At 63.8% G+C, this 13,307-nt stretch carries 11 protein-coding genes; 4 read left to right on the forward strand and 7 right to left on the reverse strand.

Annotated elements, in window-relative coordinates:
• Positions 1–66: 66 nt before the first annotated feature.
• The 3 genes from rpoN to AC58EF_RS01165 all read right to left on the reverse strand — a co-directional run bounded on the left by rpoN (position 67) and on the right by AC58EF_RS01165 (position 3,091).
• A complete protein-coding gene (gene rpoN / locus AC58EF_RS01155; RefSeq protein ID WP_497273813.1) occupies positions 67–1,599 on the reverse strand; it encodes an RNA polymerase factor sigma-54 in 1,533 nt (510 codons plus the stop codon).
• A 45-nt stretch (positions 1,600–1,644) separates the two neighbouring features.
• The gene (gene lptB / locus AC58EF_RS01160) at positions 1,645–2,430 is read right to left on the reverse strand and encodes an LPS export ABC transporter ATP-binding protein (RefSeq protein WP_497273814.1); all 786 of its coding nucleotides are present in this window, start codon (positions 2,428–2,430) and stop codon (positions 1,645–1,647) included.
• Between the two features lie 181 nt (positions 2,431–2,611).
• Positions 2,612–3,091 (reverse strand): Lrp/AsnC family transcriptional regulator, encoded by a 480-nt coding sequence (locus AC58EF_RS01165; RefSeq protein WP_497273815.1) that lies wholly within the window; start codon positions 3,089–3,091, stop codon positions 2,612–2,614.
• 94 nt (positions 3,092–3,185) lie between these two features.
• On the opposite strand from AC58EF_RS01165, the gene phhA reads away from it, so the two are divergent.
• From phhA to fahA, 4 genes are read left to right on the forward strand one after another with little or no spacing between them, the layout of a single operon-like run.
• Positions 3,186–4,055 (forward strand): phenylalanine 4-monooxygenase, encoded by an 870-nt coding sequence (gene phhA, locus AC58EF_RS01170; protein WP_497273816.1) that lies wholly within the window; start codon positions 3,186–3,188, stop codon positions 4,053–4,055.
• Positions 4,052–5,092, forward strand: coding sequence for a 4-hydroxyphenylpyruvate dioxygenase (gene hppD / locus AC58EF_RS01175; RefSeq protein ID WP_497273817.1), 1,041 nt, complete (start codon positions 4,052–4,054; stop codon positions 5,090–5,092). Before phhA ends, hppD begins: the two co-directional genes overlap by 4 nt.
• Before the next feature lie 13 nt (positions 5,093–5,105).
• Positions 5,106–6,407: a homogentisate 1,2-dioxygenase gene (hmgA, locus tag AC58EF_RS01180; RefSeq protein WP_497273818.1), complete on the forward strand. Its 1,302-nt coding sequence runs from the start codon at positions 5,106–5,108 to the stop codon at positions 6,405–6,407.
• On the forward strand, positions 6,404–7,705 hold the full coding sequence (fahA, locus tag AC58EF_RS01185) for a fumarylacetoacetase (RefSeq protein WP_497273819.1): 1,302 nt from the start codon (positions 6,404–6,406) through the stop codon (positions 7,703–7,705). The genes hmgA and fahA overlap by 4 nt, the downstream gene beginning before the upstream one ends.
• A gap of 78 nt (positions 7,706–7,783) precedes the next feature.
• Here the strand turns inward: fahA and AC58EF_RS01190 are convergent, their stop codons facing one another.
• From AC58EF_RS01190 to AC58EF_RS01205, 4 genes are all read right to left on the reverse strand, one after another.
• Positions 7,784–7,987 (reverse strand): hypothetical protein, encoded by a 204-nt coding sequence (locus tag AC58EF_RS01190; RefSeq protein ID WP_497273820.1) that lies wholly within the window; start codon positions 7,985–7,987, stop codon positions 7,784–7,786.
• A gap of 136 nt (positions 7,988–8,123) precedes the next feature.
• Positions 8,124–9,665: a SpoVR family protein gene (locus AC58EF_RS01195; RefSeq protein WP_497273821.1), complete on the reverse strand. Its 1,542-nt coding sequence runs from the start codon at positions 9,663–9,665 to the stop codon at positions 8,124–8,126.
• Positions 9,662–10,969, reverse strand: coding sequence for a YeaH/YhbH family protein (locus AC58EF_RS01200; RefSeq protein ID WP_497273822.1), 1,308 nt, complete (start codon positions 10,967–10,969; stop codon positions 9,662–9,664). The genes AC58EF_RS01195 and AC58EF_RS01200 overlap by 4 nt, the downstream gene beginning before the upstream one ends.
• Before the next feature lie 37 nt (positions 10,970–11,006).
• On the reverse strand, positions 11,007–12,950 hold the full coding sequence (locus AC58EF_RS01205) for a PrkA family serine protein kinase (RefSeq protein ID WP_497273823.1): 1,944 nt from the start codon (positions 12,948–12,950) through the stop codon (positions 11,007–11,009).
• Positions 12,951–13,307 lie beyond the last annotated feature (357 nt).

Below are 13,307 nucleotides of genomic sequence, written 5' to 3' on the forward strand. Positions count from 1 at the left end.
CTAACCCCCCAAGCCGGCCATCGTGCCAGTTTTCGGTCAGTCCCCAACACCTGACCGCATCCACCCCTACGCCGCCTTGCCCTTGAGCGCTTTCTGCCGGCGGCGCTGCACCGAGGAGCCGATGCCCATCGCCTCGCGATATTTGGCGACGGTGCGGCGGGCTATGTCCATGCCCTTGGCGCGGAGCAGGTCGACCAGCGTGTCGTCGGATAGGATCGCCTGCGGGTCTTCGGAGGCAATCAGCGCCTTGATGTGGCTTTTCACTGCTTCGGCCGACACCGCACCGTCGCCGCCTGCCGCCGCCACGCCGCTGGTGAAGAAATATTTGAGTTCGTAGAGGCCGCGCGGGCAGGAGAGATATTTGTTGGAGGTGACGCGGCTGACCGTGGATTCGTGCATCCCGATCGCGTCGGCCACGGCCTTCAGGGTCAGGGGCTTCAAGTGCGCGACGCCCTGGCGGAAAAAATCCTCCTGCTGGCGGAGGATTTCGCTCGCCACCTTGATGATCGTCTTCTGCCTTTGGTCGAGCGCCTTCACGAGCCAGTTGGCGCTGGCGAGGCAATCGGCCAGCCAGGCCTTGCTGTTCCTGTCCTGCGGGCCGCTCGAAAGCTCAACATAATAGCTGCGGTTGATGAGGACGCGGGGCAAGGTGGCGCTGTTGATCTCGATCGCCCAGCCTTCGCGGGTGGCGCGCACGAACAGGTCGGGCGTCACCGGAGCGGCGCGATCATGCGCGAATCTGAGGCCGGGCTTGGGATCATAGCCGCGCAGTTCGGCGATCATGTCGGCCATATCCTCCTCATCCACGCCGCAGATGCGGCGCAGCTGGGGCAGGGCGCCCCGCGCGAGCAGGTCCAGATTGGCGAGCAGCCGCGCCATGCAGGGATCGTGGCGATCGGCTTCCTTCGCCTGAAGCGCGAGGCATTCGGCGAGCGAGCGGGCGCCGACGCCGGTGGGGTCGAATGTGTGGATGACGCCCAGCACCCGCTCCACCGCATGGAGCGGGACGCCAAGGCCATGGGCGGTCTGGAGCAGGTTCGCCTCCAGATAGCCCGCTTCGTCGATCTGGCCGATGAGCTGGCCGGCGATGATGAGGTCCATGCCCGACAGGGTGGCGCGGGCCTGGTCCATGAGATGGACCTGAAGTCCGACTTCGGGCGCGGCGAAACTCTCGAAATCGGGCGCGTCCTCGGCATAGCCGCCGCCCCCGGCCAGATCCATGCCGCCGCCCGCGCCCATCGCCGTCGCCCTGCTGTCATCGGCGCGATCGCCCGGACCATCGTCGATGAAGATGTCGGCGCCATGGTCGACGTCGAGCGGGCTGTCCGTGCCGCCCAGCCCCTGGGCGATGAGTTCGTCGCTGGCCCCGGTCTCGGCGGCGAGGATGGGGCGCTCCTCCACCCGGTCTATGCCGTCGGGGGCGGGCAGGGCGTCGCCCGCGTCGCCGGATTCGAGCAGCGGGTTCTTTTCCAGCTCTCCCGCGACGAACGCCTCGATTTCGAGGTTGGAGAGCGCCAGCAGCTTGATCGCCTGCTGGAGCTGGGGCGTCATCACCAGAGACTGGCTCTGGCGCAGGTCGAGGCGTGGCCCGAGCGCCATTATCGCCCGCTCCGATCATGAAGAAGGGGGCGACCGTGCGTCATGTCACAGCTGGAAATTTTCGCCCAGATAGAGGCGACGGACGTCGGCATTGGCGACCAGTTCGGTCGGGTTGCCGGCAAAGAGCACCTGGCCGCCATAGATGATGCAGGCGCGGTCGACGATCTCCAGCGTCTCGCGGACATTATGGTCGGTGATGAGCACGCCGATGCCACGCGTCTTCAAATCCTTCACCAGATCGCGAATATCGGCGATGGAGAGCGGGTCGATGCCGGCGAACGGCTCGTCCAGCAGCACGATGGAGGGATTGGCGGCCAGCGCGCGGGCGATCTCGCAGCGGCGGCGCTCTCCGCCCGACAGCGCCATGGCGGACGAATCGCGTAGCCGGGTAAGGCCGAATTCGTCGAGCAGCTGTTCGAGCCGGGCGGCGCGCGCATCCCTGTCCGGCTCGGCCAGTTCCAGCACCGCGCCGATATTCTGCGCGACGCTGAGGCCCCGGAAGATCGAGGTTTCCTGCGGCAGATAGCCCAGGCCCAGGATCGCGCGGCGATACATGGGGAGGCCCGTGATATCCTGTCCGTCGAGCACGATGCGGCCGCGATCGGGGCGGACCAGGCCCATGACCGAATAGAAGCAGGTCGTTTTGCCCGCGCCGTTCGGGCCGAGCAGGCCGACCACCTCCCCCTTGCCCACGGTGAGCGAGACGTCGGAGAGGACGACGCGCTTGTCATAGCTTTTGGCGATGGAGATGACCGACAGGCCATCGCCCACTTCCCTGGGAGCGGGGGGCTGGGCCGGGTTCGGCCGGTCCGGGGCGGTCACGTCGTGCATCCTGTCATTCCTTGCGGGTCATTGGTGACACGCGGGGGTAAATTGGCAGCCCGAAGGCGGTTGGCAAGCTTTGTGCATTCTAATGCCGTGGGAGCAAGGAGAAAATGGGTGCGGGGTGCGGAGGTCGGGCTGGACGGTCGGTCATGCGCCTGGCGAAGCGCCTGTGGCCGTGGAAGCCAGCCTATGCTCCCCGAACCGGCAGGGCGGTTTCATATTTGGTGGTGGAAAGGGCGAATTGGGAGGAGGCGCCCGCGACCGAGGGGTGTTTGAGCAGGGTGCGCATCAGGAAATGCTCATAGTCGGCGACGTCAGAGGCGACGACGCGCAGCAGATAATCCCATTCCCCCGACATGGAATAGCATTCCATCACCTGTTCATGGCCGCGCACGAAATCCTCGAAGGCGGCGATCGCCTCGCCCGAAAATTCCTTCATGCGGACATGGCAGAGGACGGTGACGCCCTGGCCCAGGCCGCGCGGGTCGGCGAGCCAGACGGCGCGGCGGAGTATGCCCTGGTCCTGGAGCGCGCGGACGCGGCGCCAGCAGGAGGGGCCGGTGCTGCCGACCCGTTCGGCCAGATCGGCATTGCTGAGCGAGGCATCCCGCTGAAGCTCCGTCAGGATGCGACGGTCGAGCGGATCAAGCGCGAAAAAATTGGTCATGAAATAGATATATCATGAAAAAAATCGCCGATCATCAGCCATAATGACATTATTTTGAAAAGCATTTTCGGGGATTCTTTGCGACCATCGCGTCATGCAGAAGGACGCCGCCACCCGTCCCGCCCATGCGGCGGAAGACTGGACCATCCCGCAGGCCTGGGACCGCTATGATGCGGCCGACCATGCGATGTGGGACCGGCTGTTCGAGCGGCAGGCGCAGATGCTGAAAGGGCGGGTCGTGCCCGAATTTCTCGCCGGCCTCGACATATTGCGCATGGACCGGCCGGGCATTCCCGATTTCCACGCGCTGAACGAGCGGCTGGTGCGCGCCACCGGCTGGCAGGTGGTCGCGGTGCCGGGGCTGGTGCCCGATCGCCTCTTTTTCGAACATCTCGCCAATCGCCGCTTTCCCGCCGGGCGCTTCATCCGCACGCCGGAACAGGAGGATTATCTGGAGGAACCGGATATCTTCCATGACGTGTTCGGCCATGTGCCCCTGCTCGCGAACCCGGTCTTCGCCGATTATATGCAGGCTTATGGGCAGGGCGGGCTGCGCGCCGACGGGCTGGGCGCGATCGAGAAGCTGGCGCGGCTCTACTGGTATACGGTCGAGTTCGGGCTGATCGATACCGCCGAGGGCTTGCGGCTTTATGGCGCTGGGATCGTGTCGTCCAACGCCGAATCGCATTTCGCGCTGGAAGACCCGTCGCCCAACCGGATCGGCTTCGACCTGAAGCGCATCATGCGCACGCGATACAAGATCGACGATTTCCAGCAGAGCTATTTCGTCATCGACAGTTTCGAGGCGCTGCTGGCACAGACGGCCGGCACCGATTTCGCGCCGCTCTATGCCGAGCTGGCGGGGCTGACCGATCACGACCCCGACACCATCCTGCCGGGCGACCGCGTGCTGGCGCGCGGCACCCAGGCCTATGCGAACAAGAAGGAAGAGGAGCTTTCATGACTGCCGTTCAGGACAACCCGCTCGGACTTAACGGCTTCGAGTTCGTCGAGTTCACCTCGCCCGACCCGGAGGCGATGGCGGCACAGTTCGAACAGCTGGGCTTCACCGCGACGCACCGTCATCCAAGCAAGAATATCACCCGCTACAAGCAGGGACGCATCAACCTGATGCTGAACCGCGACGATGCCGGGCGGGTGGCGGCGTTCCGCGGCGTGCACGGCCCGTCGGCGAGCGCCATGGGGTTTCGCGTGGCGGACCCGGAAGCGGCGCTCAGATGGGCGCTCGACAATGGCGCGAAGGCGACCGAGGAGGACGATACCGTCATCGAAGGTATTGGCGGCGCCTATCTCTATTTCATCGAGGATGGCGCGGACCTCTATGCCGACTGGGCCGAATTTCCGGGCTGGCGGGAGAAGGAGGCGGCGAACAGCGTCGGCCTCGACCTGCTCGATCACCTGACCCACAATGTCCGGCGCGGCCAGATGCGGGTGTGGAGCGAATTCTACCGCACCCTCTTCGGCTTCGAGGAGCAGAAATTCTTCGACATCAAGGGCAAGGCGACCGGCCTCACCAGCCAGGCGATGATCGCGCCTGATCGGGCGATCCGCATCCCGCTGAACGAAAGCCAGGACGACAAGAGCCAGATCGAGGAGTTCATCCGCGACTATCATGGCGAGGGTATCCAGCATCTGGCGCTGGCCACCAACGATATCTACGAAACCGTCGAGCGTTTGCGGGCGCGGGGCGTCAAGTTGCAGGACACGATTCTGACCTATTATGAACTGGTCGACAAGCGCGTGCCTGGCCATGGCGAGGATCTGGAGCGGCTGAAGAAGAACCGCATCCTGATCGACGGTGATGTCGAGCGGGAGGGCATCCTGTTGCAGATCTTCACCGAGAATATGTTCGGCCCGATCTTCTTCGAGATCATTCAGCGCAAGGGCAATGAAGGGTTCGGCAACGGCAATTTCCAGGCCTTGTTCGAAAGCATCGAGCTGGACCAGATAAGGCGCGGCGTCGTGAAGGTGGATGCGTAAGCGAGGAGGCGAGATGACCTATCTCCCCGGCCCCTATATTCCCGGCTTCGCCAATCATCATGCGAGCGAGGCGGTGGCGGGCGCGCTGCCGCAGGGGCGCAATTCGCCGCAGCGGCCCGCGTTTGGCCTCTATGCCGAGCAACTGTCGGGCACGGCTTTCACCGCGCCGCGGGCGGAGAACCGGCGCAGCTGGCTCTACCGGATGCGGCCGAGCGCCGGTCATCCGGCCTTCCGGCCCTATAGCGCTGAGACGCTGATCCGGTCTGGGCCGTTTGACGAAGCGCCGCCTTCGCCCAACCGGCTGCGCTGGAACCCGCTGCCGGCGGCGGGGGACGATGTCGACTTCGTTGACGGGCTGGTGACGGTCGCGGGCAATGGCGATGTCGCGGCGGGCCTGGGCTGCGCCGTCCATCTTTATGCGGCGAGCCGGTCGATGGTCGATCGCGCCTTTTTCAGCGCCGATGGCGAGATGCTGATCCTGCCGCAGCAGGGCGCGCTGCGCATCGTCACCGAAATGGGCGTGATCGATGTCGCGCCCTTGCAGGTGGCGCTGGTGCCGCGCGGGGTGCGGTTTCGCGTCGAACTGCCCGAGGGGGTGGGACGGGGCTATGTCTGCGAAAATTACGGCGCGCTGTTCCGCCTGCCCGAACTGGGACCGATCGGGTCCAACGGCCTGGCCAATGCGCGCGATTTCGAGACGCCGGTCGCAGCGTTCGAGGATGTAGGGCGGCCGACACAAATCGTGCAGAAATATATGGGCGCGCTCTGGACCAGCGAGATCGACCATAGCCCGTTCGATGTGGTGGCGTGGCATGGCACTCTGGCGCCCTGGCGCTACGACCTGACCCGCTTCAACGTGATGGGGACGGTGAGTTTCGACCATCCCGACCCGTCCATCTTCACCGTGCTGACCAGCCCCAGCGACACGCCCGGCACCGCCAACGCGGACTTCGTCATCTTCCCGCCGCGCTGGATGGTGGCGGAGGACACGTTCCGGCCGCCCTGGTTCCACCGCAATATCATGAGCGAATATATGGGGCTGCTCCATGGCGCCTATGACGCCAAGGCGGGCGGCTTCGCGCCGGGGAGTGGGAGCCTGCACAATATGATGGGCGCGCATGGGCCGGATGTGGACAGCTGGCGCAAGGCGAGCGCGGCGACACTGGCGCCGCAGAAGATAGAGGAGACGATGGCCTTCATGATCGAGAGCCGATACCCGTTCCGTCCCACCCGTTGGGCGATGGAAACCCCGTTGTTGCAGGACGACTATGACGATTGCTGGCGGGGCTTTCCCAAGGCCGAGCTGCCGCGATGAGCTGGTGGGCGATCGACGGAACGCATGACCCGAGGCTGACCAGCTGGGTCGAGAGCGCGCAGGGGCATGGCGACTTTCCGGTGCAGAACCTGCCCCTGGGCATTTTCTCGATCGAAGGCGCGCATCAACGTGCGGGGGTGGCGATCGGCGACAAGATACTGGACCTGTTCGCCTGCGCCAGCGCGGGGCTGTTGCCGGCGGAGGTGGCGCCGCTCTGCGCCGGGGAGACGCTGAACGGACTGATGGCGCTGCCGGCGGCGGAGCGGCGCGCGCTGCGGCAGGGGCTGAGCGAGCTTCTGTCCGATCCCGCGCATCGCGCCCGGGTCGAGCCGATGCTGCATGAGGCGGCGGACTGCGCGATGCACCTGCCCGCCCGGATCGGCGATTACACCGACTTCTATGTCGGCATTCATCATGCCAATAATATCGGCCGCCAGTTCCGGCCCGACAATCCGCTGCTGCCCAACTATAAATATGTGCCGATCGGCTATCATGGCCGGGCGTCATCGGTGCGGCCGTCGGGCGAGCCGCTGGTGCGGCCGCGCGGGCAGCGCAAGCCGCCCGAGGCCGATGCGCCGATCTTCGGCCCGTCGACGCGACTCGACTATGAGCTGGAACTGGGCGTGTGGATCGGGCCGGGCAATGACCTCGGCACGCCGATCCCGATCGGGGAGGCGGCGGACCATATCGCCGGCTTCTGCCTGCTGAACGACTGGTCGGCGCGCGATTTCCAGGCGTGGGAATATCAGCCGCTGGGGCCGTTCCTGGCGAAGAATTTCCATTCGACCATCTCGCCCTGGGTGGTGACGCCCGAGGCGCTTGCGCCCTTCCGCATCGCCCAGCCGACGCGGCCGGAGGGCGATCCCGCGCCGCTCCCTTATCTTAGCGACGGCGACGACCGGGCGCATGGCGCGCTGGCGCTGGTGCTGGAGGTCGAACTGACAAGCGCCGCGATGCGGGAGGGGGGATATGCGCCGCTGCGGCTCAGTCGCGGACCGGCGAGCACCATGTATTGGACGGTGCAGCAGATCGTGACGCACCATGCGTCCAATGGCTGCAACCTCCAGCCCGGCGATCTGCTGGGCACCGGCACCATCTCCGCGCCTGAGCGGGAGGGCTATGGCAGCCTGATGGAGCTGAGCAGCGGCGGGCGCCAGCCGATCGCGCTGCCGACGGGGGAGACGCGGACTTTCCTGGAGGATGGCGACGAGGTGGTGCTGCGCGCGCGGGGCGAGGCGGCGGGGGCCGTGCCGATCGGTTTCGGCGCATGTCGGGCGCGGGTGCTGCCGGCACGGTAAAATCCAGCCGGCCCCGCGGCAGGGCGGAGGAAGGGACCGAACCTCGCCCGCCGAACGGCGAGGAACCTCAAAATTGCATCAATAGACCGGGTTGGCGCACAATTCGAGCATGGGCCGGTTCGCCGGTGAGCCGGCGAGCACGCCGGTTTCCGCCCGGCGGCGGAACTCGGCGGCCATTGCCTGATGCATCTTGCGTGCCGAAGCGTCGTCGGTGGCGCCTGCAAGCTGCTCATGCATACGCGCGCGTTCCAGGCATTCTGCGGAAGTAAGATCACTTGCCATGACGAACTCCTGCTGTTTCGCGGGTGTCCAGCCAGCGCCTCACCTGCGGAAAAAACGCGCAAATCTTAACGTTTCCTGCGGCGATTGGAAATGGAATCTTCGCCGCCCGCCGCAACGGCCCCGGCCGCGACACGTCCTATCGCAGCCAGTTGGCTCCCGGCTGTCCGGTATGGCTTTTGAGTTCCTTGCGCGTCTCGGCGTCCACCTCCTTCAAGGCGACCTCATAGCCCCATAAATCCGCTAGACTTTGCAATACCATAGTCGCGTCGGACGCCTCCAGAAGGACGCCGTCCACCACCGAATGTTCCACGATCAGCCGCCGGTCGCCGGCCAGGTCGACATCGACGACCTGGATATCCGGTTCCTGCCGCCCGATATCATATTCGCGCGCCAGCGCCCGGCGAATCCGCCGATAGCCGCGCTCGTCATGGATGGCGTCCACCCGCAATTCCGACTCGCTCGACCGATCGACGATATTGAAGAGTCGCCAGTGGCGGATCAGATGCGGACTGAGGAACTGGGACACGAAACTTTCGTCCCGATAATTGGCCCAGATATCCTTCAGCACCTCGACCGGATCGCCTGATCCGGCGATGTCGCCGAACCATTCGCGATCCTCCTCCGTGGGGTCCAGACAAATCCGCTCGATATCCGACATGATGCCAAAGCCCAGCGCATAGGGATTGAAACCGCCGAAATGGCCGGAATCATAGGTGGGCTGGTAGACGACATTGGTGTGCGACTGGAGAAATTCCATGAATGCGCCGTCGGTGATCAGGCCGCGCTCATGCAGGGTCGTCATGATGCGATAATGGGTGAAGGTCGCGCAGCCCTCGTTCATCGCCTTGGTCTGGCGCTGCGGGTAGAAATATTGCGCGATCAAGCGGACGATGCGCAGCACCTCCCGTTGCCAGCTGTCGAGTCGGGGGCCGGTCTTTTCGAGGAAATAGAGGATATTCTCCTGCGGCAGCCCCAGCGCCGCGCGACGCTCATTGCCGGGCACCGCATCGGCGCGCGCGCCGACCGGCACGGTGCGCCACAGATCGTCATAGATGCGGTCGCGATAGGCCTGCCGCTCCGCCTCCCGCGCCGCCTCATTCTTGAGGTCGCGGGGGCGGACGCGGGGATAGCGGTGCACGCCCTGGTTCATTAGCGCATGGGCCGCGTCCAGCACACGCTCGACCGCCAACTGGCCATGTCGCTCCTCGCACTGGGCGATATAGCGCTTGGCGAATTCCAGATAGTCGAGAATCCCCTCCGCATCGGTCCATTGGCGGAAGACATAATTATTCTTGAAGAAATGATTATGCCCGAAGGCCGCATGGGCGATGACCAGAGTCTGCATCGTCGCGCTGTTTTCCTGCATCAGATAGTTGATGCAGGGATCGCTGTTGATCACCAGCTCATAGGCCAGGCCGCGGCGCCCCTTGCGATACAGCATTTCATTGGTCACGAACTGCTTGCCGAAGGACCAATGCTTGTAGAAAAGTGGCATACCGATGGACGAATAGGCGTCCAGCATCTGTTCGGCGCTGATGATTTCTATCTGGTTGGGATAGATGTCCAGCTTCATTTCCTGAAGCGCGATCGGCTCGATCGCGTCATGGATGCGGTTGATGAGCGCAAAATCCCAGTCGCTGCCCGTGAACAGCGGCGCGTCCGCCAGCCTGGCCTTCATGCCTGTCTCTCCGCCACGCCCTTGCGCTGGAACAGTTCGCGGAAGACCGGGTAGATTTCCCGCCGATGGTGCACCTTGCGCATCACGAAATGGCGATGGGCCTCGCTGACTGGGGCATAGGCCTGCCACAGGCCGGTGGTCGCGCCGATCATATCGACATCGGCGAACTCCTCCCGCCCGACCTCCAGATAGGCGACATATTGGCACAGCGGCAGGATTTCGTCCTGCATCAGCGACACGACCCGGCCATTGTCCGACTGCATGGTGTCGCCGTCCGACGCCTGCGCCACATAAATGTTCCAGTCGTCGGGGCGATAGCGGTCCTTCACCACCTCCAGCAGCTTGTCGAGCGCGCTCGACACCAAAGTGCCGCCCGTCACCGTGCTGTAGAAGAAGGTTTGCTCGTCCACCTCCGCCGCCCGGTCGGTATGGTGGATGAACACCACCTCCACATGCTCGTAGCAGCGCGTCAGGAACAGGTGCAGCAGCGCGAAGAAGCGCTTGGCCAGATCCTTCATATGCTCGGTCATCGAGCCGGACACGTCCATCAGGCAGAACATCACCGCCTGCGCGACGGGCTTGGGCACCGTCTCGAACCGGCGATAGCGCAGGTCGACCGGGTCGATATAGGCGATCAGGTTGCGCCGCCGGATGATGTGCGCCCGTTCCTCGCGCAGCGCCTCCAGCCGCACGGCGTCGTCGGGCAGGGGCGGGTCGCGCGCCTCGATCCGGGCGATCTCCTCCTCGATCCGCTGAAGCTCACCGCTGCTTGGCCGGCGCAACGCCAGACGGCGGGACAGCGCCTTTTGCATGGTGCGCGGCACCGACAGGTTGGACGGATTGCCCGCAGTCGAATAGCCCGCGCGCCTGATGCCGTCGACCGCGCCGCCGATCAGCCGGCGCTTGGCGAGGTCGGGCAGTTCCAGATCGTCGAGGAACAGGTCGAGAAATTCCTCCCGGCTGAGCACGAACTGGAAATCGTCATTGCCCTCGCCCTGTCCCGCCTGCGATCCCGCGCCCGCGCCGCCGTCGGGGCGCTTGATCCGGTCGCCCTCCATATAATCGCGATTGCCGGGAAAGACCCGCTCGCGATTGCCGCCCTGCGCGGCGCGGTGGAGGGTCGGTTCGTGAATCGCGTCGCGCTGGATCGAAATCTGGCCCTGCTTGTCCAGATCCTTGATGCTGCGGTCCTTCAGGCTGTCGCGCACCGCCTGCTGCACATAGGCCCTTGCCCGCCGCAGGAAGCGCTGCCTGTTGACCAGGCTCTTGCCCCCCGGGTTCAGCCGTCTGTCGACTATGTGCATGGTGGCTGAGCCGCCTCCTTGAAACCGCGCGCCCCCATCAACCGGCTTGCTTGACCCGGATATACCATTCGACAAGCCGCCGCACCTGCCGCTCAGTATAGCCCCTTTCGATCATCCGCGCGACGAATTCGTCATGCTTGGTCGCGGTCTCGCCATCCTTCTTCGATCCGAAGCTGATGACCGGCAGCAAATCCTCGACCTGGCTGAACATCCGCTTTTCGATCACCTCGCGGATCTTCTCGTAACTGGTCCAGCTCGGGTTGCGCCCGTCGTTGCTGGCCCGCATCCGCAGCGCGAATTTCACCACCTCGTTGCGGAAATCCTTGGGATTGGCGATGCCGGCCGGCTTTTCGGTCTTGGACAATTCCTGGTTGATGACCTCCCGGTCCAGCAATTGCCCGGTATCGGGGTCCTTGAAGTCCAGATCCTCGATCCAGGCGTCGGCATAGGCGACATAGCGGTCGAACAGATTCTGGCCATAGTCGTTATAGGATTCCAGATAGGCCTTCTGGATTTCATTGCCGATGAACTCGGCGTAGCGCGGGGCCAGTTCGCCCTTGATGAATTCCAGATAGCGGGCCTCGACCTCGGCCGGGAATTGTTCCTGCCGCACCATGCCTTCGAGCACATACATGAGGTGGACCGGATCGGCCGCGATCTCGATCGTGTCATGGTTGAAGGTCGCCGACAGCGCCTTGAAGGCGAAGCGGGTGGAAATGCCCGACATGCCTTCATCCACGCCCGCGGCGTCGCGATATTCCTGAAGGCTTTTCGCGCGCGGATCGATCTCCCGCAGCATTTCGCCGTCATAGACGCGCATCTTGGAATAGAGATTGCTGTTCTCATGCTCGCGCAGCCGCGTCAGCACCGAAAAGCGCGCCAGCATGTCCAATGTGCCGGGCGCGCAGGGCGCCTTGCTGAGGTCGGATTCGCGCAGCAACTTCTCATAGACCTGCCGTTCCTCGGTCGCCTGCAGGCTATAGGGCACCTTGATGACGTAGATGCGGTCGATAAAGGCTTCGTTATTCTTGTTGTTCTTGAAATTGGCCCATTCCGATTCATTGGAATGGGCCATGATGATGCCGTTATAGGGAATGGCGCCGATATTCTCCGTGCCGATATAATTGCCCTCCTGCGTCGCGGTCAGCAACGGGTGGAGCATCTTGATCGGCGCCTTGAACATCTCGACGAATTCCAGCATCCCCTGGTTCGCCCGGTTGAGCCCGCCCGAATAGCTGTAGGCGTCGGGATCATTCTGCGACAGCATCTCCAGCTTGCGGATGTCGACCTTGCCGACCAGGGAACTGATGTCCTGATTATTCTCGTCGCCCGGCTCGGTCTTGGCGATGGCGACCTGGCGCATCCGCGACGGCATCATCCGCACCACCGAAAAGCGCGACAGGTCGCCGGCATATTCGTCCAGCCGTTTGCGGCACCAGGGGCTGATCATCCCGGTCAGACGACGGCGGGGTATCGCGTAATTCTCCTCGATAAAATCGCCATGCTGTTCGGCGTCGAACAGGGCGAGCGGGCTTTCGAAGATCGGGCTGAGTTCGTCCCCGGCCTTGAGCACATAGATGGGGTGGACCTCCATCAGCGCCTTGAGCCGTTCCGCGAGCGAGGATTTGCCGCCGCCCACCGGGCCGAGCAGATAGAGGATCTGCTTGCGCTCCTCCAGCCCCTGCGAGGCGTGACGCAGGAAGCTGACGATATGCTCGATCGTCCCTTCCATGCCGTAGAAATTGGTGAAGCTGCGATAGCGGCGGATCGTCCGGTTCAGGAAGATCCGGCCCAACCTTTGATCGCGCGACGTGTCGATGATGTCCGGTTCCCCGATCGCCGCCAGCAATCGTTCCGGCGCGGAGGCGTGCATCAACGGATCGCTGCGGCATCCCAGCAGATAATCCTCGATGGACATTTCGGCTTGACGACGATCGTCGAACTTTGTCGTGAAGCTCGAAAACAGTTCATTCTTCGTCACTGGCGACTCCCGACCAATACGCCATGAAGAGGAATATAATATGAAGCTGCCTGTAAAAACAGTGCAATAGAGCGGTGCTACCGTAAAAATTTGCCGATGGCGTCAAAACGACACGGGTTTTCGACGTGAAAATTGTCACGGCGCCGATTTTCAGTAAGGAACGACTTGCCCGTTTGAGGCATGATGAAGATCAGCGGGCAAAAAGGCAGCATCGACATACAGGCATGGCGCCGACATCGTCCCCGCACGACGGTCATGCCGCCACCATGACGCATAGTGTCATCCCTTGCCCTCGCGGGGAAGGGGCTTGATGCCATTATCGCGAAAAAGGACGACGCAGCGTTCGAAAAGGCGTGC

This window comes from Sphingobium sp. WR1, from assembly GCF_059693745.1.